Here is a 20,907-nt window from a genome sequence, read left to right on the forward strand (position 1 = left end):
ACTTTCGAATAATTAAGCAGTTACATCTTAAAGAATCCATATACATCCTTGGCTAAGGGGGAGATTACATGAATTATAAAGTGGAAAAATTAAAAGTAAACTACAAAACTTTGGAAGAGTTTAAAAAATTTAAAGAGTATGGGCTCCAGGAATTGTCCATGCTGGAGGACCTGGAAGCAAATATTATAGAAAATGATAGCGAATCGCCTTTCTACGGCATCTATTTCGGCGATAAACTCGTAGCACGCATGAGCCTTTACCAAATTGATGCAAGGTTCGACCGTTATTTCGAGCCAGCTCAGAATTATTTGGAGCTTTGGAAACTCGAAGTTCTGCCTGACTATCAAAATAAAGGCTATGGGAAGGCACTTGTGGAATTCGCAAAAGGATTTGGACTTCCTATTAAAACGAATCCCCGAGTAAAATCGAAACCTTTCTGGGAGAAGATGGACTTTTCTGCGGTCAATTATGATATGGAACGCGACCTTGGAGAGAACCCGCTTGCATGGTTCCCTGCAGGAGTTAAGGAACAGGCCCACTAATCACCGGGTTACTCTCGCTTCTCGATAATAGTAAGAGACAAAGCGGACAAATCTATTGTCCGCTTTGTTTATGTTATTCAATTCTATACCGGCAATACAGCATCACAATTAAGGTCGGTTCCCTATTTCTCAACCTTTTCCAGCTGACTGCTGGATCTACGGTAAATTTAAGATTTTTCTGACGGTCTCCATCTTTTAGCCCCACAAGTTTACGGGCACTTTCCATTATCTCTACCAACGCCTTATAATCCTGTTCCATCTTATTTAGCTCTTTAATTAATCTTTCATTTTCAGCAGCAAGGTAATACATTTGTTTTTCCAATTCCTGAATTCGTTCCTTTGAGGGGTTTTCTTCCAATTCTCCTGTTTTTTGCGCTTTATCGTATAACTTTTTGAGGAAACCGACTACTTCATCAAACTCAATTATATTTTTGTCTTCGATTGTTTCTGTTCCTGTATAGTCACTTGCATTAGCTGCAGGTTCATTGGAATTTTCTTTTTCCTTTTCTGCTGCGGGAGGATTTTTTTTCATCTCTTTCCTCTGTTTTTTTGCTAATTCAATCCCTGATTTATATTGCTTTCTAACATAGGAATTCCAGCGGAAGCCGCATGCAGCTGCTGTTCTGCTTAACTGTTTGCCTACCTCTTCAAACGCTTGAAGCTGAGTCCCCCCTTCTCTTATATGGCGGAGCACTACTTCAGCAAGCAGCAAATCTTCATCTTGAGACCAAGCATCCTGACGGGTTGAAGACATCAGAATATCCCTCCTAGTGTTTTTTCTTTATACATATGCCTATGCTAGAAAAGATAGACTGATATCATTCTATAAAGTGAAACTTTATTCAGTCAGTGCTATTTTAAGCGGGTGTTCTTTGATTTCCAAATTTTTTATTTATTCATAAAACGGTCAACCTGCCTATGATGCGGTTCACCTTCCCACAAAAGGGCACAGCGGCGCACTTCCTGCTCTATTCTTTCGTCTACCTCATTTACTTTCCATTTTTTAATGGAAAGTTCTTTATAAGCTTTGAGAACATCAGATTCCAGCAAAAGCATTTTATGCAGAAAACTTCTGCAGCCTTCCAGTGCTTTACCCTCATAGACGGAATGCACAAATCCAAGTCCGACTAATTCTTCTGTTGGATATAGACAAGCCTCCATAAGCATTTTCATGGCATTGGCAGGAAGCAGCTTTTCCATTAGCATTGTACCTCCCCCCCAGCCAGTTGTAATGGCCAAAGTTCCTTGAATAAAACCTGCCCTGGTGCCACTTTTTGCAATTCGAAAATCGCAGGCAGCTGCCAATTCACAGCCTCCACCGACAGCAGTTCCATTTAGCAGGGCAACAGTGGGCTTAGGCAAGAAAAACAGATTTTTCAATAGCCCTGCCATTCTGTTAAGCATTTTGAAAGCTTCCATTTCTGTTTTTAAGTGATGGAAAGAAGAAAGATCGCCTCCTGAGCAAAAAGCCTGGTTTCCTGCCCCAGTAATAATAAGCACTTTAACCGATTCGTTTTCTGCTTTCGACAATGCCTCTTCTAATCCGTCCATCACTTCATAATTAATGGCATTCCTTTTTTCCGGCCTGTTTATTGTAAATACTAAAAGTCCATCTTCATGTTCTTCAATTATGTATGGGTTCATAGCTGCCTCCTTCTTTTTACAAAGTATTTTTAACCTTGCTGTCGCTTCGCACGGACGGTCCAGAAGCTCTCTTAAGCACTAGCATACGGAGGAGTTCTCCCTTCTACGCGTTTCTCCCGCTGAGATCTCGCGCCTGACACTCTAATTAACAGAGTGCCAAAATCAAATAATGGCTTAAAATCATTGGCTAAAGCTATTTTAATATTAGCAAAAATCTGCAGAAGCTTGTATTTTTAGACTTGTATATCTCTTCCCAAAAACGACAAAAGCACAAGAACATAAAGTTCTTGTGCTTTGTATCTAAAGGATTAGTCGTTTACTACTTCTTTTCCTTTGTAAGTTCCGCAAGCTTTGCAAACGCGGTGAGCAAGTTTCATTTCACCACAGTTTGGGCATTCTACCATACCAGGAACCTGTAATTTAAAATGGGTACGACGTTTTCTCTTCGCAGTTTTAGATGTTCTTCTAAAAGGTACAGCCATTCTTCCCACCTCCTTAAAGAGTATTAGAGGATGTCCAAAGGGATTTGAACACACCCATTAAGAAAGTTATGAAGGCCAGATCAAGCTGGTTTCTTCAAATGCTTCTTGTTTTTCTTCCGTTATGAATCGGAAGAAGGATCATTTTGATCAAAAAATTGAGCAAGTCCGGCAAGACGAGGATCAACTTTATCCTGTTTATCTTGCTCCTGAATGACCTCCCAGTCCTTTCCGGATTGAGGAGCTCCTTCTTCACTGCTGTCTTCGCAGAAAACTTGCATTGGGACTTCGAGTAAAAGGATCTCATGAAGAACCGGATTAAGATCAATCACATCACCTTTTACCTGGTGAACTTCCTCTTCGGTCTCATAATCCAAACCTTTTAAGAGAAAAGTTTCTGTTGTTTCAACATTAATTGGATAATTTACGTCAACTAAAGTACGAGAACAAGGCAGTATTAAATGACCCTTTATATTTAAATGAAAAGTCACTTTGGCCGAATCGATATCCGCACGTCCTGTCACGTGCATTGGTGACGCACCGCGAATGTCCGGATCCAATTTCATGACCTCATCTACATTGACAGTTTCATCAATGGGAAAATCCTTGCTTCGATATTTTTGTAACTGACTTAAAGTCCATTTCATACGAATCACCCCAAGGCAACAAAGGTAATTATAGCCTTCCTATAATTATTTGTCAATATTTTTTCTTTACACTATAATGTAGCTATTATCACACTATTGAAGGCTTATTTTCTTTAATTGGATTAACAGTTTTTTGCAGAAATCCAAATTTTTGTTCGTTTTCATTTATTTTGGCTTTCTTTTTACTTTTTCCAATACATATCTTTTTAAACCTTTTCGAGGAGTATGTCAAATATGGATGCAGTTGGAGTAATCGTAGAGTATAATCCTTTTCACAATGGACATGCCTACCATATGGAGCAGGCAAAGCAGGCTTCCGGTGCAGAAATCGTCATTGCTGCCATGAGCGGAAATTTTCTGCAGCGCGGAGAACCGGCACTTGTTTCAAAGTGGAAGCGAACTGAAATGGCTTTAAAAGCAGGAGCAGACATTGTTTTTGAGCTGCCCTATCAGTTTGCTGCCCAACAGGCGGATATTTTTGCAAGCGGAGCAGTTTCTATACTTGAAGCTGCCGGCTGCCGCAGCTTATGCTTTGGGAGCGAATCAGGCAATATGAATAGCTTCCATCAAACTTTTTCATTCCTGAATAAACAAAATGACACATATCAAAGCAGAGTTAAATTTCATTTGAATGAGGGCTTCAGCTATCCAAAAGCAGTATCCTTGGCTTTTCTGGATCTACAGCCTAAAAGTGATATGGTTGACCTTTCAAAACCAAATAATATTCTCGGCTTTCAGTACCTGAAAGCTGCAAGAAATCAAAATGCATCTTTGAAACTTCTGACCGTTGCCAGAAAAAATGCAGAATACCATGATGAACAGTTTTCATCCGATTCGATTGCAAGCGCAACAAGCATCAGGAAGTCCCTATTCTCTGAAAATGGAGATATTAAAACCATTCAACAGTATGTCCCGCAAACTACCTATAGCGGTCTGATTGAATACAAAGAAAAATTCGGAGGGTTTCATCAGTGGGAAGACTACTGGCCTCTTCTTAAATACCGGTTAATTCACCTCCTTCCTGAACAATTAGAAACGATTTATGATATGGAGGAAGGCCTGGAACATCGATTCCTGTCCACTGCTTTTCAGGCAGAAACCTTCCAGCAATTTATGGAACAGATTAAAACGAAGCGATATACATGGACAAGACTCCAAAGAGCATGTGTACACATCCTTACCAATACAGCAAAAGAGGAAATGCCTTCTGAACCAGTTAAAGCAGCATATTTACGGCTATTGGGTATGTCCAAAAATGGCAGGGAGTATTTAAACAAGCATAAAGCAGATTTGCCTCTTCCTCTTATTTCAAGGGTATCCTCCCAGGTGAGTAATCTTTTGCACCTGGATATTAAAGCCTCACGTGTGTATGCAATGGGTGTTAAGGGCAGACAGCAGCAAGTCCTTTTGCATCAGGAGTTTAATCAGCCTCCGATTATGATTTAGTAAGGAAAAACCCAAAATCCATTCCAAAAAAAAAAAGCCAGCGGCCATTTTGGCCGCTAGCTTCATTAGTTCAAATTTCTTAAATATTCTACTGCATCATCAAAGGTATCAACCGGAACAATTTTCATATCTGTCCCAATATCTTTAGCGGTTGCAGCAGCAGCTTTATAATTTGAGTCTTCGGCACCATTCTCGTTAGGGGCAAAAAATATTTCTGCTCCAGCTTTGTCCGCTGCAACTATTTTCTGCTCAATGCCTCCTATTCGGCCAACTGTACCCTCTGCATTTATTGTTCCTGTACCAGCAATCTGGAAACCTCCGGTCAGATCTTCTTTAATAAGCTGATTGTATATTTCCAGCGAAAACATTAACCCTGCAGAGGGTCCTCCAATTTCATCGCTTTCAATATTAATAGCGGGGTCAACCTCAACTTCTTTGTCATCTACCAAAGTGATGCCCACTCCAGGTTTTCCCGTTTCTTGAAGGGTTTTTAGTGTGATAGTAGTCTCTTTCGTATGATCCTGGCGTTCGTAGGTTAATGTAATTTCGGCACCCTCCTGTTTTTCAGAGACAGTGCTGATAAACTCATCAGAGGACTTGAATTCCTTTCCATTCACCTTAAAAATACGGTCTCCTGCCTGCAGCTTGCCATGTGCAGGCATATCAGGCATAACATTTAGAACGTAAACGCCGTTATAATGGTACTTGATTGGAATCCCCGCTTTTTTATAGGCCGTTTCTATAGCTGCCAATTTAGATGAAGCCATTAAATGAAGCTGGCGGACATTATACTCTTCATCCGTTTCATTTTCACTCCGGATATCTTCTACAGGATAAAGTTCCTGATACTTGCTTAATTTTGCAGTCACATAAGCATAAATATTGGCACGTCCCATTCTTACGGTTGTCAGCATAAATGTGCCTTTTTCTTCGTAGCCGTTTTCAACCTCGATAATCGGCTCCAATTCTTTTGCCATGCCCGGCTTTGATACATAATAGGGCAGATAATAAAAGGAACTGAGCAAAATCATAACGGCAACAATCAAGAAGGAACGGATATAAAACTTGTTTCTCATCATTCAGGATGCTCCTCCCATTGGGTTATGTACTGCTGTATACTATCAATATGTTTCTTTGCTTCCTCTTCACCGATATTAATAATTTCTTCTATGTTTGTAAACGCACGGGAGCTATACATTTCAACTCTAGGTCTGATCATAAAATCGGACGCAATTTCCCGATGTGTAACGAGCTCCATTTGCATGATATCCAAGCTTTGCATGATTACATCATAAATAGAGGTGATTTCCGCATTCGTTTTTACGTGAGAGACATCGATGGCAATGATAATGTCTGCACCCATCTCTTTTACAACAGAAACTGGAACCCGATCAACTACTCCCCCATCAACCAATAAACGCCCATTTAATTTTTCAGGCACAAAAATTCCCGGTATGGAAATGCTTGCCCTCACTGCATCAGCTATTGGGCCCTTATTAAATATAACCTTTTCTCCTGTCATCAGATCAGTGGCTACCACATTGACAGGAATATCAAGCTCTTCAAGATTTTTGCCGTGGGTAAAAATACGAATGAGTTCCTTTACACGCTTTCCTGCGATAAAACCCATTTTGGGTACAGTAAAATCTAGATAATACTTCCTTTTAAAGGCCTTTGAAAGTTTGTAAAGACGCTCTACATCAAGCCCCGCTCCATAAAAGCACCCGACCATTGCTCCCATACTGCTGCCCGCAATAAGATCGATCGGGATGCCTGCTTCCTTTAAAACCTTGATGGCTCCTAGGTGGGCAAACCCCCGCGCCCCTCCCGAACCAAGTGCCAAACCAATTTTCGGACGACGCAAAAGAATCCCTCCTCTGGACCTCATATGGACTCAACTAACTTGGCCATTATTATTCTATCCTTTATAAGCCTATCAGTTTCAAAATTTAAAAAATCTCTCCCTTACTCGGAAGCGTTTCCGCGATAAGGAGCGTTGAGATGTACGCTCATTCTTTAATTAGCAGCAATTCTTTTAATAGCACATTTCTTTATAATATAATGCCTAAGTCTTCAGGATTTACCTTCTAAATTTTGCGCATGCATGTACTTAATTCTATGGTCTATTTTCAAGTTCTATGAGTATATTGAGTTATATGGGGACAAGGCTGGGCGGCATTGACCATACCCGATTCCCGGTTTACTTTTCTCTGTTTCCCAATAGACGATTTCTGATAAAATGCGCACTAAATAAATATTAAAATGCTACTTTATTTTACCATTGTTTAAAATAGTTGCACAGTCAGTACAACTTTGAGGGAGGCTTGTCCGTGTTTCGTTCCAAATTAAAAACGGTTACTCTTGCACTCTCTGTAACCTTGATGGCCATTTCATTAATTTCATTTCCCCAGGAATCGGTTGATGCGTCAATCAGGGGACTAAATATGTGGTGGGAAATCGTTTTTCCATCTTTATTGCCTTTCTTTATCGTTTCAGAGATGCTGATCGGTTTCGGGGTCGTAAAATTTATCGGCGTGCTGCTGGAGCCTTTAATGAGGCCCTTATTTAAAGTTCCCGGAGTAGGAGGTTTTGTCTGGGCAATGGGAATGGCATCAGGATACCCCGCAGGAGCAAAGCTCACAGCAAGGCTTCGGCAAGAAGGCCAGCTGACAAAAACAGAAGCAGAACGACTTGTTTCCTTCACCAATTGTTCAAACCCCCTGTTTATATTCGGAGCCGTTTCTGTCGGTTTCTTTAATAATGCAAAGCTTGGGGTGATTCTGGCTTTAGCGCATTATCTGGGCAACATTACAGTTGGCTTATTGATGAGATTTTATGGAAGAAACCCCATGAAACACTCCCGGGAAGAGAAGAAAGCAAGACCCTCTTTACGGGCTGCCCTTTCAGCTCTTCACCGTACAAGGATTAATGATAATCGGCCCATCGGGAAGCTTCTAGGAGACGCCGTCATGTCATCTATCCAGACACTATTAATGATCGGCGGATTTATCATTCTTTTCTCTGTTATTAACAAACTTCTATTTCACCTAGGAATAACAGCAATACTTGCTAAAGGTATAGAGATCGTCTTAGCGCTGTTTCATCTGCCGGTTGAATTAAGCATTCCTTTTATCTCCGGACTCTTTGAAATTACACTTGGAAGTCAAATGACAAGCCAGGTACAGCAGGCCACATTGATGCATCAGGTGGTTATCACCAGTTTTATACTAGCCTTCAGTGGATTCAGCGTACAAGCACAGGTCGCGAGCATACTTGCCCAGACAGATATTAATTTTAAGCCTTTCTTTTTTGCAAGAATCATTCACGGATTTACCGCTGCGTTTTTTGCATTTATCCTCTGGAACCCCATTTATGAACACTTTTACAACACAGAACAGCCTTCTAATGCAATCCCGGTCGGCTTCTTCGGAGAATATTCATTTTTTGGGAAAATACTAGATGGATTGTCAGAAGCAGGTCCCCTTATTACAATACTTGCACTTGCCTTCTACACATATGTACTGTCCAGGCGTCTTGATAGACGGTAAAAAAATATTTAAGCTGCCTTTTAATTCGCACCACTTGCTCGCATTCCGCTTCAATTAACATGATGCCATAGTTAATCATTAACTTCATTGATTTAAAAAACGGGCACCCATTGGCGCCCGTTTTCAGTTATTGGAATTTTACTTTCAGTGCTTTTTCCACCGTGTCCGGAACAAGCTCTGAAATATCCCCATTATATTTGGCTACTTCTTTAACAATGCTGGAACTTAAAAACGAATACTGGTTATTGGTCATGATAAAAAAAGTTTCTACTTCATCATTTAATACCCTGTTCATGGAAGTAATCTGCATTTCATATTCAAAATCAGAAACTGCGCGCAAACCGCGTATAACAGCACTTGCCTTAACAGAACTAGCATAATCCATCAAAAGGCCCTGAAAAGAATCAACCTTCACATTCGGGATATCTTTCGTTACTTCTTCTATCAAACTGATTCTTTCTTCAACAGTAAATAAAGGATTTTTGGAAGAGTTATTTAAGACAACCACAAAAACCTGGTCAAATACCTTCGCCCCTCTTTTAATAATATCCAGATGCCCATATGTTATTGGATCAAAGCTTCCTGGACAAACAGCTATGCCGCCCATTTATATCCCCCTTCTTATTTTTAAAGTATGTATATATTTTTTCTTTTATCCTAGCTATGTGACTATTCAACACTGCCGTATACGGATATAGAAATTATTCCGTAATTTTCATGCTTGCGCTGAACAAGTCTGCCGACTGAATCCGGCAAGGTGACATCTGAGCTATGTTCACACAATATTGTACCTTTATCAGTAAGCAAGCCCTTCTCATCAATTATTTGAAGGAGTTTAAGCAGCTGCTGCTTACGATATGGAGGGTCTAGAAATATGTAATCAAAGGCCAGTTCTCTTTTTAATATTGCTTTTATTGCTCGATCGGCATCGTTACGGTATACTTCCGTCTGTTCTTCAAGACCGCAAATCCGAATATTTTCATGAATGGTTTGAATCGCCTTACCGTCACGATCGACAAAAATGACTTTTTCCGCCCCTCTGCTTAGAGCCTCAATTCCAAGCCCACCGCTTCCGGCAAATAAGTCAAGACCCAGCCCGCCATCGAAATATGGGCCAATGATATTAAATATGGCTTCCTTGACCTTATCCGTTGTCGGCCGGGTTGAACTCCCGGGGACTGCTTTTAATATCTTTCCTTTTTTCGTTCCTGATACAACTCGCATAGAATCACCGCTAACTTGCATAATTTTCATTTCCCGCCTGAGTGGTCTACAACTGGGAAAACAATCATCTGGCACATTTTTTCTTACCTATCCTACCATAACTTACAAGTGGTAGCCAACCTGTAAATTGAAAGCGTAATCATTTCAGCATATTATATGGAAAAAATTATCCGATTAAGTGTATATCCATGATGATTGTGGAAATAATGTAATTAACAGCATCTATTCGAGGATGTTGTTGCCAACCGCGGAGAAGACTTACGTTTCCCCATAAGTTCTTCCTCCGGTTTCTCCTCTCCCTTTGCCTTCTATCCTGAAAAGGATATAGAAGGACCCTGCAGGAAATCTGCAGGGCTTTTTATTTTTATCAGCTTTTTAAATATTCACCTTATTTGGGGCTATCTGTTAATTTGATTTCATGATCCCATTCTTCGACTGAAACATCAAAAAGGGATTGAAGCCATTGTACTTCGATAAACGCGGTCCCATTGAGATTGACTAATGGGTTTTCCAGCAGTCCATAATCCTCTTCATTATAAATGAATACATTTCTGTTTAAATAGAAGCGATAGCTGTTATTTCCTTTTGTCAGCAGCAGAGTTTCCTCACCGGATAAAATTCTTACATCAAAACCCAAGGCCTCCATCGCTGCTTTAAACGGCAGGAGACTATGACCGTTTTTATGGATTAACATAAGGTCTTTCTGCTCTCTGCCTGATATGAACACTTTTTTACCATCATTAAAATAAAGAGGAACTAACGGCGCATTCAAATCTTTATTCAGAGTGAAAAAACGGGTTGAATGGCCCTTCAGATTGCTCAGGTGCTTGTCCAGTTTTTCAGTATTGAGTGATTCCTCCATATTCAAATTACGAAAAAATACCTGCAGCTCATCTTCGGCCACTTCTTTCTTTAATTCTCGAATTATCCAGTTCCCTTTTTTTGTACCAGCTTTCTGCTCTGCTGTATGAGATGCAAGTGCATCTATAAGCCAATCTTCTTTTGGGGGGAGAAAGCCAAATTTTTTTTCATAAGCCTGTCTGATGATTATTTTTTCAAGCTTTTCCTTACTAGTATTAGTACCTGCTATAAGGATTCCTTTTCCATACGATTCCTGGTAGTGACCAGTAAGCACCACAGACAAATAAGGAAATTTACCTAAGGTACTGAGCTTTTCAAAATTTTGCTTAAAGGCATGCTGATTTTCTGAATAAATATCAACCTGATTTTTGCTTATTTTTTCAAGAGGCTTCTGCTGCCAGTATAGTGAAGGTGAATCCCCTCTTCCTTCAAAAATATAATAATCAATATGTTTCATTTCTTTTTGTGCTTTTAAAGGGAATCCGGCTGCCCAAGAGCCGTTTCTTCTGAAGGAATCAGAAATTGTAATAAGGGAACTCTCTACAATAATGTCTGGGACGGACACTGTCCAGTCATTTAACATAAACGCTTTTTGACCCTTATTCATTGGCAGAACATATTCAAAAATCATCTGGTTGTCATTTGAGAAAAATGTATAAGGATTTTCGTCCGCAGAATCACATGCTTCTTCATTGGCATTTTTGCACTTCCACTTAAATAGTGAGTCAGGAATTACCAGCCTATATTCTTTTTCGGGCACGATACCAATGACCGTTTGCGTAATTTTTAGCTCATTTTCCAGAGATTCCACAGTAATTTGCTGATTGGCTCCCACTGTAAGCTCTTTAGCTTGTCCAGTTTGCCCAGAAAAAACTTTCCACTGCCATACAAGCATGCCCGAAATTGTTCCTGACAATATTAAAAAAATAAATAAAGATGCCCTCCACATTGGTATACCCTCTTAGTTTCTTTTACCATAACAATACCAAAGGGAAGGACATCCGTCACATAAATTTTGCATAAAATGGAGAAATTTCTTATCACTTGTCCGGTGAATCATAATGATACATAAGTTCGCGGATATGAGTGCTCGGTTGCTTGGTTTATGCGCGGATGCTGTACTTTTACGCCGGGGGTTCTACACTTTGCGAGCAACTTAAAGATCTCCCTCCACGGTAAAATATTTAGTTGCTTCACGCAAAATCCAGATCCAGGCCATCATCCAATAGGCTGCCGTTTTCTCCAATACTCATGCAAGTCTTTGCCCAGTCTTCGCTCGGTAATCCTTCTGATGCAAGAAAACCCTCTAGTTCACCTAATGTCATCGTAAACAGCTCTTTGTTGTGTACCATCAATAAACCTTTTGCACTAAGCGCAGCTATAATGGAGACAACAACAAAACCGTTCATATCATAAATATGTTTCTTTTCTAATGGAGATATATCAGCCTTGATAAAGTAACTGACACATAGGAGCAATGTCATTAAAAGAAAAAGGTAAAGCATGCAGTCTCTCTCCCTTCTGCTTTTTAGGTGCTACTTCTATTTTTATGCAGGAAATGATAAAGTATGGTTGGACATAAGGCATTTTATTTCATTATTTCAAATCTGGTTACAGGGCAGTAGAAGTAGATGCCCTGAGTCTTTAAAGGAGGTAGTATTATTGATACAGCGTTTTATAGAAATTGGAGAAGGATATTCGGATATATATGAATTAATCGAGATAGCAAAGTCCAATCAGCACCGCCTGGCCCATATGGCAGCTTTCCATACCACCATTAGCGATAAAGAAGTTACTTCTTTGGCAGTTATACTGAATTCCACTAATCCCGGAGATTTCCAGCCGCTATATTTTTGCAGAGAAGGAATTCCAGATCCAAATGTCACACCGAACAAAAGATTTGATTTATTTGCGGAAACTGCAAGGTATCTCGAAAAGGATATCATTCAGCTAAGCGTAAAGCCTTCCACTCTATTTAATGAAAAGGAATTGTATTACCAGTATCTAATTGGAATCTTAAGGCTTAATCATTATATTGCACCTCTCCAATAAAAAATCCAGACGGCCGGAGCAGAAATTTTAGCGGGAAAACATTACTTTATAACTTTTTAACAAAAAGGCATGAGCTTTGCTCATGCCTTTTAAATACCCATCTTATAGTCATATTCCTTTGCCTTGTCAGGCTTTGAGTTTTCAAATTCCGTTTTAAGGAATGGTTTATAGGATTGCTCTACTTTTTTAACAAAGGAGTAGGAGTTGATTTTTTCCATTAAACCTTCTGTATCAGCAAGATCACAGTATAATACAACATATTTCAGCCTTTTGGAAACAAAATGGACATTTCCGAATCTTCTTAACATTTTTGCCTGCTTTAATGAATAAAGCCAGACTATTATTCCTTGCCTTTGACCCAGCATATTTTTTTACCCCTTCAGCGAATCAATTGTTTTACTTAGTCTAGCATAGAAAAACAGCAGTTTTCAATGGTTATGGGCAATCAAGTTCTTTTTTGGATGACTAGGTTAAACTTGCCTGTTGATTTCCGTTCCAGGTGCTCAGCGAACCGCTGGCGGTCCGATGCTTCTCGGTGCCTTTAGCCTGTGGTGTCTTCCTTTGTTCCGTACTCTGGAAGCCATTGAATAAGCAGTATTGAATAAACACCGCACGAAGGAATGCGAAACCATTTTCGAGGATCACGCACGTTCCGCACCAATCAACACGATGCCCAAATTAACATTGAGCTTACACAGACTTTTGATAACAAAAAAAACCAGCATATGCTGGTTTTTTATGCTGAACATCCGCAGCTGCCACCGCTGCCGCAGCCGCCACCGCAGCTGGATTCAAAGAATGGATTTCCAGTTGGGACCTTAATATGCTCTGAAACAGAGCGGCCAATCAGTACGCTAACCTCATCAAGCAAATTTTGCAGACCGGTTTCAGCTCTTCTGAACTCTGCCACATGGCTGTCCATATCCATTTCACGCTTAAGCTCCCGGATAGACATCATCACTTTTTTATATTCTGGATGATATTTGCCAAAACGCTGAACCTCTTCATAAAGCTCCTTCATTTTAACAAATTCCTGGATTTTTCTTTGTGTCCCACGGCTGTTCTTTAATTTATATAAACTTTTGCGGTAATGTTCCGCTTCCTCGGATTCAACGATCATTGCAGCTAACTCGTCAGCTTTGTCCAAAATAGCTATTCTTTCTAATGTAGCAAGCAAATAGCCCACCTCCGTTTCCTATTTTATCATGAAACGGAGCAAAGCTAAAGTAAGGAAACTACGGGATGGTTACATAAAATTCTCTTTTCAATTTTAAGGAAGGCTGTTTTTCTTTTACAAGCTCCAGCCTGATTCTGTGGTTACCTGAAGATAGGCCTTTAACAATAAAAGCCGCTGAAGAAATTTCCTCTTTCTTAATTCCGTCCACATATAATAGTATTTTGCCTTTATCTTTAGCAGTCTGCCCACTAAACGAAACTCCTTGCAGGATACATTCTACAAGTACATCCTTTCCCCTCACTTGATGACGGACATAGAAAGGATTTTTCACATTGCTGCTTTCCACTCCTGAAACCGGCAAATCTGAGGCAAGCTCTAATGCATTAACGGGCTCAACTTCCATTTTGGTTTCAGGCTCTGGAATATCTTTTTGGCAGGCTGCAAGAAGAAACAGGAAAAGTATTAAAGACAAGTATCTTATCCCTTTCATTATTTTCACTCCTAAAGTTGACTTCTATCTCGATTTATTATAAATAGTGTTTGCACTGCCGCTCTTTTTTACTCGATAACATAATTAAAAGCTTTCTCGCTAGCGAGAAAGCTTTTAATTGGACTGTGAGTTCATTGCCTGGAACATACTCATCATCATCGAGGCCATTTGAACCCCATTCGTTAATTTCTCTACCTTATGGGGAATAGTCTTTTTATAATAGTGCAGAGCAGCCACTTCGAGGGATTGGATTTCATGGGGATTTCTCGTTAAGGTTCTATACCAGTGGGGCTGCTCCCGTATGAATTGCTTCAATTCCTTTTTCTGATCGAGATAATTGATAATATCTTTTCTCATTCTTTCGGCCCCCTCTGTTATTAATCTTTTCTAAATGTGAACGGATTATTCGGTCTCGGGTTTGCTGACTTGGAGCCACCGCCAGATTGCTGTCCCCCTTGAAACTGGGATATGACTCCCTGGACAGCTGATAGCGCCTGGCTTAGATTATTGATGTATCCCTGCATTTGGTTGGCATCCATATGTTTTAGCGTCTCCATGATATTGCCCATCCAGTCGTTTTTCTTCTCTTCAGATGTTGTTTTTTCATCCTTGTTTTCATTATATGAATCCCATCTCGAGTCATCTTCCCCCAGAAGGTACCAATCCTCATATAAATCCTGCCATGTTGCATTACCCGATCTGACTTCCCTGATAATATGAGGATTCTGTTTCACAAACTCTTTAAACTTTTCGACAGAGGGATGAAGCTTTTTATTAGTCATGCCTATTTCACCTCATTCTGTTACAAATGCCTATAATACCATATGACCATGAAAGGAAAAGGTGAATGGGTTCTGTAACCGAAACCCTCATTAATAATAAATTCAAAAATTCTGCCATTAGTGTTAATATATGAATGCAGAAAGCAAATGAAGGGTGAATTTCTATGGATAAAGAACTAATGGAATTATTCCATACATGTACAAAGCAGGCTACCGACGAAGATTTAGTGGTTTTAAGATCAATATTGCAGGGTTTTCATAAAGTACAAACTGGACAAAACAGTTCATACATAGGAGGACTGCTGCAAATGGAGCGTTCTATAACTGAAGATGAATGCATTTTAACCATACCCCTGACCCCGTTAGTGGATAATCCGCTTGGAATCCTTCATGGAGGAGTTACTGCAACAATTATCGATTCTGCAATGGGGACTCTTGCATCTTCACTGCTCCCTGAAGGATTTGGAGCAGTAACCACGCAATTAAACGTACACTATCTGTCAGTCGGAAAAGGTGATTATGTGACATGCAGGGCGAATATTGACCACAAAGGAACAAAGAGCATGGTGCTATCTGCTGATGTCTTTAGGGCAGACGGAAGAAAGATTGCCCAGGCAACAGGCAGCTTTTTTGTTATTGAAAAGAAAGGCGTCAACAAATAAAAAGCAGGTGGAAGCATGGTTACCGCTATCGTAATACCAATTATTTGCCTTTATTTTTATTGGCTGACAAAAAAAGAAATGAGTGAAAGCTTTGAAAAGTGGTCAAATATCAACAATGTTCCTGAAGAAGCTATTATCTCCGGGGAGATTGTCCATATAAGCGCATTCAAGCAAAGATTTTATTATCACCGCTACATACATGTTCTTGACTTGACCATCCAATCAGCAGGCAATAAGCAGTGGAAAGTAAAAAAGATAACTCCACTAATGAAAGATGCTACATTGCCTGCTGTAAATGTTGGAGACACCGTACATTTATACGGTAATTGGAGGGAAGAATTTTTCCATGTGAGCCGAATACTTGTTAAAGGAGAGTCCAATGCAAATAAATAAAGGCTCTTTTCTCATAGATTGTTGTTTTGTTAATTCTGCCCGTTGATTTCCGCTGCGGGCACTTGCTTTCCGCGGGGAGGGTTGCGAGCCTCCTGGAGCGGAAATCAACCACTCCTCATTACTTGTTTAAAAAGCAACAAAGTTTGCGAAAACAGCCTAAATAAAAGAGCCTGATTAAATAGGCTCTTCTTAAATTTAATTAATCTTCATCCATCTTCCTGATGAAGTTTTGGGTATAATGCTTCTTATAAACTCCAACGCCAAGGTGGGTGAACTCTTCATTTAACAGGCTTTCTCTATGGCCCTTGCTATTGAGCCAACCCTCAACAACAGCCGGTGCATCCATATAGTTTGCAGCAATATTTTCTCCGGCAATTTTGTATAACACACCTCCGGCCTCAAGCCGGTCGTCCAGTTCCCCGTAAGTTTTGGAAATATGGGAAAAATCTTTGCTTTCATACATATCCTTACTGTGGGCAAACGCAACATCGGCAGTCATTTTATCCCACTCCAGCGGACTTAGATTATGCCGCACTCTTAGTACATTTGTAAGATCAAGAATCTGCTGTTCCTTCCCTCTCTCCACTTCTTCCTCATAGGCAGGTGAAGGCAGGGGGGCTTCTAATAATTCACCGCGGTAAACCATTTCATACGGCCGCATCTTAATTAAAGTTTCAGCATTCATTAATCTTACACTTGAGAGTGTTCCTGTAAATTTATCGATATTCAGCTGGGCATAATGGTCTCCAACCATGACCAGCGGCCTGGTATTAAGATCTTCTTCAGACAGTTCAAAACGGTAGGAGCTTTCTTTAAATTCAAGATTGATATTTGTCTCAACAAAAACAGACGAATAAATTTCACCAACTGGCTGTCCGATTTTAAAAGGGCTGATGTCCAAATCTTCCCCAGTAGCAAAAATTGTGACCACTTTGTTTCCGCTAATGCCAACCTGGGCATACTCTGTATCGCTTTTATTATAAATCCACCATTCATAACCAAAAAAAGAAGGATCCACCCTGGACGGCTCACCTAAACTTTCTTTAACCTCATGAATAGATTTCCCCATCAGCCTGGCCAGACCGTTTTCAGGAATTCCTGCATTGGAAGACATGTCAGGGTTCACATCCTGCCCCAAATCCTTTAATGCCTCAGGCTGTGAACTTTCCTGGTTTACTAATATTTCTCCCTGTTCCTCACCGGCAATATCCAAATAAAAACCAGCGGCAAGAAATATGGAGATCAATACTACTATTCGCAAAAGTGTCCGCAGAGAACGCGCCCTCCCTTCTATTAGTTAATCTATATATAGTATTTAAAGAGTATAACATTTACTATGTTTTATGTAATGTGCACTGTGATATAAAATGAAAAATGTATCTCAGGCTTTTGTACTAATCATACCATTAGGTGTATCGTTTTTCTATTGTTTTTGGCTTTGTTCAAATTGCCTGTTGATTTCCGCTCCAATCAACAGGGTGCTAAAACAACAATAAGCTTTAACAGAGCCATTTTATAAGACGATTGCTGACATTTAAACATTTGACCTGGGTAAGACAAAAAAAGAACACCAATTGGTGTCCTTTTAGTGCTGTGCTTCATTTTCATGTTTTGAAATATCGGAGAGAGCTTCTCCTGCCTGTTCATCTGTTAAATGACGAACAGCAAAGTCGCCAAGTGATACGATCCCCACAAGCTTGTCACCTTCCACCACAGGCAAGCGGCGGACTTGGTGCTCTGCCATCAAACGGGCAGCTTCTCTCGATTCTGTATCTTTATTAACTGTTACAAGATGGCTGCTCATTATATCTTCGACTTTTGAAGAAGCAGGATGCTTATCTGCCACACAGCGAAGGACGATATCGCGGTCTGTTATCATTCCGACAAGCTTATCGTTATCAACAATTGGAATAGCACCTACATTTAACTCCTTCATCTTAACCGCAACTTCATATACATTATCCAAAAGTGAGCAGCTTTCAACATCATCAGTCATAATATCACGAATTTTTTCCATGGTTTTATCCTCCTTCATTTTTCTCAACAATAAATATAGTCCAATAGTGCCCATGCAAACCGCCTTTTACATATCCAACTCCAATGTGTGTAGCCTTTTTATCAAGGATGTTTGCGCGGTGAATCGAAGAATTCATCCAGGCTGAAAACATTTCATCAGCTGACCTGTAGCCGGCCCCAATGTTCTCCTTCACTGTCAGGAAAGAAATTTGCTGATTCCTTAACATTTTTCTAGGATTTCCATATGTAGGAGAATTATGCGACACATATTCAAATTTCATCATATCCTGAGATTTTTGTTTAGCCACGCCAGTAAGCATCGAATCCATAACTAATGGCTTTAACCCTTTCTGTTTGCGTTCATCATTGGCAAGCTCCCATATGGTGCGCTCATCGGCAGCAATTTTTGGTGTGCCACTCCTCTCCGTTTGGCCAGGTATGAGTACAATTTGTCCAGGATATATAAAATCAGGGTTTTTAATATGAGGATTGCTGTTAATAATATCCTTTAAATCTTTGTTGAATTTAACTCCTATTTTCCAAAGAGTATCCGCTTTTTCAACCTTATACTCTGTAATGGCAACAGCTGGTCCGGTAGCAAATAAGAATATGAATAAAGCTAAAGAAATCGTTCTTTTCTTCATTTCGTCTCCCCTTTCTCCTTGTTATGCTGTAAATTTATTTTGCATGTTGAATCAGAAATAAAATAAATAATTTGTCTGTTTTCTCGCATTTATACTGATGATATATGACAGAACCATGTTTTCTTGCATGTATCCGTTGCATGTTACGCTTTTTTCTACTATTATTAAATTTGAGATAAACTTGTTTAAATTATGCATGGATCGTTCAGCTGAACCATGGATTGTTTTCAGGAGGGACAATTATGAAATTTGAAAACACAGGTCTGGAAAATAAAAAAGCAGACTTAACCCGCTTAGATGAAGTGATGCTATCACACGGCCTTGTTCGTGAGGGCCAATGGGATTACGAAAGAGTTACATATGACCGAAAGTTCGAATTAAAAGAAGGAGTTTTTTACCTTCGTGTATTCGGGTATGCAGTTGAGGGAGATGTAGGAGCACATAAAGCACTAATCCAGGTAATGACTCCACTTCTTGGTAAACATTATTACCCGCATGGAATTGAATATGGAGAAGGAGAAACCTTCCCGAAATCACTTGTGAATCAGTGTGAAAAAATTCTTGCTGATATTAAAGCTGAAATCGATCAATTCGCGGTATAAGTTAAAAAATGGAAGCTGCATAGCAGCAAAAAGACGCATGGACACCATGCGTCTTTTTATACAATTATTATCGGAAATCAAGGGATGAGTAAGGTATCATTTTGTCTATAAATAGATCAATTCTTTTTACTTTAAGTCCTGTTAAGTGGATGATTTCATCCTTGATTACTTTTTGAATCTTGGTTGTTTCCTCCATTATATTAATTCCCTTTTGTATGTTCATTTTTATTTTTAAATAAACTTCTGTATCCTTAAATGAGAGTGAAATATAATCAGGGTCTTTTTTTAAAAAAGGGAATTTATCACTTTTCACGGGAAACACACCTTCCCATTCTTGTAAACTTGAGTCTACTATAGCTGAGATTATATCGCTCGCTGCCTTAATCGTTTCGAAGTCGAGATGTTCATTTCGCATCTTCTTTTCACTTCTTTCTCTCCGATTTATTTTAGTTATACCGGGCAATAATCTCTCAGGAAATAAATCATGGACATAACAAATGTTTTTTATTGTTTCTAATATTAAATGCATAATATAATTGAAATGTTACTATTATTTTGGATGTCTTATAACTGTAGATATATGCTAGTACAATGTCTGATGCTAGCTGTTTTTTAGGAGTTTGGAAAGGGGATCTATTTTTGTCTGCAATATTCACTAGACGATTTTTATTTATATTAATTGGCGCACTTCTCATCGCTGCCATATTCTACTTTATTTTGCCTGTATCTGTTCCATTGATCGTAGCCTTCATTACAGCTCTTATTCTGGAACCAATCGTAAAATTGCTTCGGGATAAAATAAAAATAAAAAGAAGATTATCCGTGCTGATTACTTTTATTGGATTTGTCCTTTTTATTGGTTTGACTGGCTATTTTATTACGACAAAGGTTATTACAGAGGCGATTAAGCTTATTGAAAATGCTCCTATGTACATTAACGAAATTACAAAAGCCTGGCTGCGGGCAGAGGCGGATTTTACGAATGCCGCTAAAGACCTTCCAAAGGATTTAGTTGATGAAATCAGCATGCAGGTCCAATCCTTCTTGAATAAAACAAAGGATGATCTTGTAGCTTATGTCAATATAGATAATCTAAAAGCATTATTGACTAATATTCCAAATTATCTTGTCAGTTTCATTGTATATCTAATCGCATTATTCCTATTTTTAATTGACCTTCCACGCTTAAGGAAAGGAATGTACAATCATCTTACAGAAAAAACTGCAGATAAAGTCAGATTCATGACTTCCAGGCTTACGTATGTTGGATTTGGCTTCTTTAAAGCTCAATTCCTTGTTAGTGTGATTATTTTTATCGTTTCCCTGATTGGGCTCTTATTTATCAATCCGGAAGTAGCCTTGGTAATGGCAATCATCATCTGGGTGATAGACTTTATTCCGATAATTGGCTCCATTGTTATTCTTGGTCCTTGGGCACTTTTCCATCTCTTCACTGGAGATATCGCAATGGGAACAAAGCTTGCCATTTTAGCAGCTATCCTATTAATTATTCGAAGGACTGTTGAACCAAAAGTAATGGGCACGCATATTGGATTATCTCCATTGGCAACTCTGATCGCCATGTATATCGGCTTAAAACTGCTGGGCATACTCGGGTTCATCATTGGTCCGCTTATGGTTATTGCGTTTAATTCTGCCAAAGAAGCCGGTTTAATTAAAATGAACTTTAAAATATAA

26 protein-coding genes and 1 pseudogene are annotated in these 20,907 nt (G+C 39.4%); 8 read left to right on the top strand and 19 right to left on the bottom strand.

Annotation, left to right across the window (positions count from 1 at the left end):
* Nucleotides 1-68: 68 nt before the first annotated feature.
* A complete protein-coding gene (locus AC3ZVC_RS21645; RefSeq protein WP_490065182.1) occupies nt 69-542 on the top strand; it encodes an N-acetyltransferase in 474 nt (157 codons plus the stop codon).
* Between the two features lie 122 nt (nt 543-664).
* On the opposite strand, the pseudogene AC3ZVC_RS21650 reads toward AC3ZVC_RS21645, so the two are convergent.
* The 4 genes and pseudogenes from AC3ZVC_RS21650 to AC3ZVC_RS21665 all read right to left on the bottom strand — a co-directional run bounded on the left by AC3ZVC_RS21650 (nt 665) and on the right by AC3ZVC_RS21665 (nt 3,312).
* Nucleotides 665-1,296 (bottom strand): annotated as a pseudogene (locus AC3ZVC_RS21650) (RsfA family transcriptional regulator).
* A 134-nt stretch (nt 1,297-1,430) separates the two neighbouring features.
* Nucleotides 1,431-2,186, bottom strand: coding sequence for an enoyl-CoA hydratase/isomerase family protein (locus tag AC3ZVC_RS21655; protein ID WP_490065183.1), 756 nt, complete (start codon nt 2,184-2,186; stop codon nt 1,431-1,433).
* Nucleotides 2,187-2,494: 308 nt separating this feature from the next.
* A complete protein-coding gene (gene rpmF, locus AC3ZVC_RS21660) occupies nt 2,495-2,668 on the bottom strand; it encodes a 50S ribosomal protein L32 (protein ID WP_009791160.1) in 174 nt (57 codons plus the stop codon).
* Between the two features lie 119 nt (nt 2,669-2,787).
* Entirely contained in the window at nt 2,788-3,312 is a 525-nt protein-coding gene (locus AC3ZVC_RS21665) for a YceD family protein (protein ID WP_490065184.1), read from the bottom strand.
* 234 nt (nt 3,313-3,546) lie between these two features.
* Between AC3ZVC_RS21665 and AC3ZVC_RS21670 the strand changes: the two genes are divergently transcribed.
* Nucleotides 3,547-4,758: a nucleotidyltransferase gene (locus AC3ZVC_RS21670; protein ID WP_490065185.1), complete on the top strand. Its 1,212-nt coding sequence runs from the start codon at nt 3,547-3,549 to the stop codon at nt 4,756-4,758.
* 65 nt (nt 4,759-4,823) lie between these two features.
* Here the strand turns inward: AC3ZVC_RS21670 and AC3ZVC_RS21675 are convergent, their stop codons facing one another.
* Entirely contained in the window at nt 4,824-5,834 is a 1,011-nt protein-coding gene (locus AC3ZVC_RS21675; RefSeq protein WP_490068982.1) for a SepM family pheromone-processing serine protease, read from the bottom strand.
* Nucleotides 5,834-6,646, bottom strand: coding sequence for a patatin-like phospholipase family protein (locus AC3ZVC_RS21680; protein ID WP_490065186.1), 813 nt, complete (start codon nt 6,644-6,646; stop codon nt 5,834-5,836). Before AC3ZVC_RS21680 ends, AC3ZVC_RS21675 begins: the two co-directional genes overlap by 1 nt.
* A gap of 442 nt (nt 6,647-7,088) precedes the next feature.
* On the opposite strand from AC3ZVC_RS21680, the gene ylbJ reads away from it, so the two are divergent.
* Nucleotides 7,089-8,306: a sporulation integral membrane protein YlbJ gene (gene ylbJ / locus AC3ZVC_RS21685; RefSeq protein ID WP_490065187.1), complete on the top strand. Its 1,218-nt coding sequence runs from the start codon at nt 7,089-7,091 to the stop codon at nt 8,304-8,306.
* Nucleotides 8,307-8,433: 127 nt separating this feature from the next.
* Here the strand turns inward: ylbJ and coaD are convergent, their stop codons facing one another.
* From coaD to AC3ZVC_RS21705, 4 genes are all read right to left on the bottom strand, one after another.
* Entirely contained in the window at nt 8,434-8,913 is a 480-nt protein-coding gene (gene coaD, locus AC3ZVC_RS21690; RefSeq protein WP_490065188.1) for a pantetheine-phosphate adenylyltransferase, read from the bottom strand.
* A 62-nt stretch (nt 8,914-8,975) separates the two neighbouring features.
* On the bottom strand, nt 8,976-9,530 hold the full coding sequence (gene rsmD, locus AC3ZVC_RS21695) for a 16S rRNA (guanine(966)-N(2))-methyltransferase RsmD (RefSeq protein ID WP_490068983.1): 555 nt from the start codon (nt 9,528-9,530) through the stop codon (nt 8,976-8,978).
* 388 nt (nt 9,531-9,918) lie between these two features.
* Nucleotides 9,919-11,340 carry a stalk domain-containing protein gene (locus AC3ZVC_RS21700; protein ID WP_490065189.1) on the bottom strand — a complete coding sequence of 474 codons (1,422 nt, stop codon included), beginning with the start codon at nt 11,338-11,340 and terminating at the stop codon, nt 9,919-9,921.
* A gap of 244 nt (nt 11,341-11,584) precedes the next feature.
* Nucleotides 11,585-11,896 carry a hypothetical protein gene (locus tag AC3ZVC_RS21705; protein ID WP_490065190.1) on the bottom strand — a complete coding sequence of 104 codons (312 nt, stop codon included), beginning with the start codon at nt 11,894-11,896 and terminating at the stop codon, nt 11,585-11,587.
* Nucleotides 11,897-12,053: 157 nt separating this feature from the next.
* Here AC3ZVC_RS21705 and AC3ZVC_RS21710 point away from each other — a divergent pair, with 157 nt between their 5' ends.
* Complete coding sequence (locus AC3ZVC_RS21710; RefSeq protein WP_490065191.1) at nt 12,054-12,443, top strand: DUF7147 family protein; 390 nt, start codon at nt 12,054-12,056, stop codon at nt 12,441-12,443.
* Nucleotides 12,444-12,532: 89 nt separating this feature from the next.
* Here the strand turns inward: AC3ZVC_RS21710 and AC3ZVC_RS21715 are convergent, their stop codons facing one another.
* From AC3ZVC_RS21715 to AC3ZVC_RS21735, 5 genes are all read right to left on the bottom strand, one after another.
* Nucleotides 12,533-12,808: a YlbG family protein gene (locus AC3ZVC_RS21715; RefSeq protein WP_490065192.1), complete on the bottom strand. Its 276-nt coding sequence runs from the start codon at nt 12,806-12,808 to the stop codon at nt 12,533-12,535.
* A gap of 371 nt (nt 12,809-13,179) precedes the next feature.
* Nucleotides 13,180-13,620, bottom strand: coding sequence for a YlbF/YmcA family competence regulator (locus tag AC3ZVC_RS21720; RefSeq protein ID WP_490065193.1), 441 nt, complete (start codon nt 13,618-13,620; stop codon nt 13,180-13,182).
* A gap of 58 nt (nt 13,621-13,678) precedes the next feature.
* Nucleotides 13,679-14,110 carry a hypothetical protein gene (locus AC3ZVC_RS21725; RefSeq protein WP_490065194.1) on the bottom strand — a complete coding sequence of 144 codons (432 nt, stop codon included), beginning with the start codon at nt 14,108-14,110 and terminating at the stop codon, nt 13,679-13,681.
* A 114-nt stretch (nt 14,111-14,224) separates the two neighbouring features.
* Nucleotides 14,225-14,467, bottom strand: a complete 243-nt coding sequence (locus tag AC3ZVC_RS21730) for a YlbE-like family protein (RefSeq protein ID WP_214724623.1) — start codon at nt 14,465-14,467, stop codon at nt 14,225-14,227.
* Between the two features lie 20 nt (nt 14,468-14,487).
* Nucleotides 14,488-14,892 carry a YlbD family protein gene (locus tag AC3ZVC_RS21735; RefSeq protein WP_490065195.1) on the bottom strand — a complete coding sequence of 135 codons (405 nt, stop codon included), beginning with the start codon at nt 14,890-14,892 and terminating at the stop codon, nt 14,488-14,490.
* A gap of 164 nt (nt 14,893-15,056) precedes the next feature.
* Here AC3ZVC_RS21735 and AC3ZVC_RS21740 point away from each other — a divergent pair, with 164 nt between their 5' ends.
* Nucleotides 15,057-15,554, top strand: coding sequence for a PaaI family thioesterase (locus tag AC3ZVC_RS21740; RefSeq protein ID WP_490065196.1), 498 nt, complete (start codon nt 15,057-15,059; stop codon nt 15,552-15,554).
* A 15-nt stretch (nt 15,555-15,569) separates the two neighbouring features.
* Nucleotides 15,570-15,947, top strand: coding sequence for a hypothetical protein (locus AC3ZVC_RS21745; protein WP_490065197.1), 378 nt, complete (start codon nt 15,570-15,572; stop codon nt 15,945-15,947).
* A 199-nt stretch (nt 15,948-16,146) separates the two neighbouring features.
* Here the strand turns inward: AC3ZVC_RS21745 and AC3ZVC_RS21750 are convergent, their stop codons facing one another.
* The 3 genes from AC3ZVC_RS21750 to AC3ZVC_RS21760 all read right to left on the bottom strand — a co-directional run bounded on the left by AC3ZVC_RS21750 (nt 16,147) and on the right by AC3ZVC_RS21760 (nt 18,607).
* Nucleotides 16,147-17,208, bottom strand: a complete 1,062-nt coding sequence (locus AC3ZVC_RS21750; protein WP_490065198.1) for a CAP domain-containing protein — start codon at nt 17,206-17,208, stop codon at nt 16,147-16,149.
* Between the two features lie 324 nt (nt 17,209-17,532).
* A complete protein-coding gene (locus AC3ZVC_RS21755) occupies nt 17,533-17,964 on the bottom strand; it encodes a CBS domain-containing protein (protein WP_490065199.1) in 432 nt (143 codons plus the stop codon).
* A 4-nt stretch (nt 17,965-17,968) separates the two neighbouring features.
* Nucleotides 17,969-18,607 (bottom strand): CAP domain-containing protein, encoded by a 639-nt coding sequence (locus tag AC3ZVC_RS21760; RefSeq protein ID WP_490065200.1) that lies wholly within the window; start codon nt 18,605-18,607, stop codon nt 17,969-17,971.
* A gap of 242 nt (nt 18,608-18,849) precedes the next feature.
* On the opposite strand from AC3ZVC_RS21760, the gene AC3ZVC_RS21765 reads away from it, so the two are divergent.
* Nucleotides 18,850-19,209, top strand: coding sequence for a YugN family protein (locus AC3ZVC_RS21765; protein ID WP_490065201.1), 360 nt, complete (start codon nt 18,850-18,852; stop codon nt 19,207-19,209).
* Nucleotides 19,210-19,276: 67 nt separating this feature from the next.
* On the opposite strand, the gene AC3ZVC_RS21770 is transcribed toward AC3ZVC_RS21765, so the two are convergent.
* Nucleotides 19,277-19,624 (bottom strand): Asp23/Gls24 family envelope stress response protein, encoded by a 348-nt coding sequence (locus AC3ZVC_RS21770; protein WP_490065202.1) that lies wholly within the window; start codon nt 19,622-19,624, stop codon nt 19,277-19,279.
* 224 nt (nt 19,625-19,848) lie between these two features.
* On the opposite strand from AC3ZVC_RS21770, the gene ytvI reads away from it, so the two are divergent.
* Entirely contained in the window at nt 19,849-20,907 is a 1,059-nt protein-coding gene (gene ytvI, locus AC3ZVC_RS21775; RefSeq protein ID WP_214724605.1) for a sporulation integral membrane protein YtvI, read from the top strand.

This window comes from Cytobacillus sp. C11.1, from assembly GCF_058145115.1.

Excerpts from the sequence above, each read along its gene's own strand:
- rpmF (WP_009791160.1), bottom strand. The coding sequence starts at position 2,668 with ATGGCTGTACCTTTTAGAAGAACATCTAAAACTGCGAAGAGAAAACGT.
- AC3ZVC_RS21670 (WP_490065185.1), top strand. The coding sequence starts at position 3,547 with ATGGATGCAGTTGGAGTAATCGTAGAGTATAATCCTTTTCACAATGGA.
- AC3ZVC_RS21715 (WP_490065192.1), bottom strand. The coding sequence starts at position 12,808 with ATGCTGGGTCAAAGGCAAGGAATAATAGTCTGGCTTTATTCATTAAAG.
- AC3ZVC_RS21645 (WP_490065182.1), top strand. The coding sequence starts at position 69 with ATGAATTATAAAGTGGAAAAATTAAAAGTAAACTACAAAACTTTGGAA.
- AC3ZVC_RS21765 (WP_490065201.1), top strand. The coding sequence starts at position 18,850 with ATGAAATTTGAAAACACAGGTCTGGAAAATAAAAAAGCAGACTTAACC.
- AC3ZVC_RS21680 (WP_490065186.1), bottom strand. The coding sequence starts at position 6,646 with ATGAGGTCCAGAGGAGGGATTCTTTTGCGTCGTCCGAAAATTGGTTTG.
- AC3ZVC_RS21705 (WP_490065190.1), bottom strand. The coding sequence starts at position 11,896 with ATGCTTTACCTTTTTCTTTTAATGACATTGCTCCTATGTGTCAGTTAC.
- AC3ZVC_RS21735 (WP_490065195.1), bottom strand. The coding sequence starts at position 14,892 with ATGACTAATAAAAAGCTTCATCCCTCTGTCGAAAAGTTTAAAGAGTTT.
- AC3ZVC_RS21740 (WP_490065196.1), top strand. The coding sequence starts at position 15,057 with ATGGATAAAGAACTAATGGAATTATTCCATACATGTACAAAGCAGGCT.
- AC3ZVC_RS21675 (WP_490068982.1), bottom strand. The coding sequence starts at position 5,834 with ATGAGAAACAAGTTTTATATCCGTTCCTTCTTGATTGTTGCCGTTATG.
- AC3ZVC_RS21700 (WP_490065189.1), bottom strand. The coding sequence starts at position 11,340 with ATGTGGAGGGCATCTTTATTTATTTTTTTAATATTGTCAGGAACAATT.
- AC3ZVC_RS21655 (WP_490065183.1), bottom strand. The coding sequence starts at position 2,186 with ATGAACCCATACATAATTGAAGAACATGAAGATGGACTTTTAGTATTT.
- AC3ZVC_RS21725 (WP_490065194.1), bottom strand. The coding sequence starts at position 14,110 with ATGAAAGGGATAAGATACTTGTCTTTAATACTTTTCCTGTTTCTTCTT.
- AC3ZVC_RS21760 (WP_490065200.1), bottom strand. The coding sequence starts at position 18,607 with ATGAAGAAAAGAACGATTTCTTTAGCTTTATTCATATTCTTATTTGCT.
- AC3ZVC_RS21730 (WP_214724623.1), bottom strand. The coding sequence starts at position 14,467 with ATGAGAAAAGATATTATCAATTATCTCGATCAGAAAAAGGAATTGAAG.
- AC3ZVC_RS21770 (WP_490065202.1), bottom strand. The coding sequence starts at position 19,624 with ATGCGAAATGAACATCTCGACTTCGAAACGATTAAGGCAGCGAGCGAT.
- AC3ZVC_RS21665 (WP_490065184.1), bottom strand. The coding sequence starts at position 3,312 with ATGAAATGGACTTTAAGTCAGTTACAAAAATATCGAAGCAAGGATTTT.
- AC3ZVC_RS21745 (WP_490065197.1), top strand. The coding sequence starts at position 15,570 with ATGGTTACCGCTATCGTAATACCAATTATTTGCCTTTATTTTTATTGG.
- AC3ZVC_RS21755 (WP_490065199.1), bottom strand. The coding sequence starts at position 17,964 with ATGGAAAAAATTCGTGATATTATGACTGATGATGTTGAAAGCTGCTCA.
- rsmD (WP_490068983.1), bottom strand. The coding sequence starts at position 9,530 with ATGCGAGTTGTATCAGGAACGAAAAAAGGAAAGATATTAAAAGCAGTC.
- coaD (WP_490065188.1), bottom strand. The coding sequence starts at position 8,913 with ATGGGCGGCATAGCTGTTTGTCCAGGAAGCTTTGATCCAATAACATAT.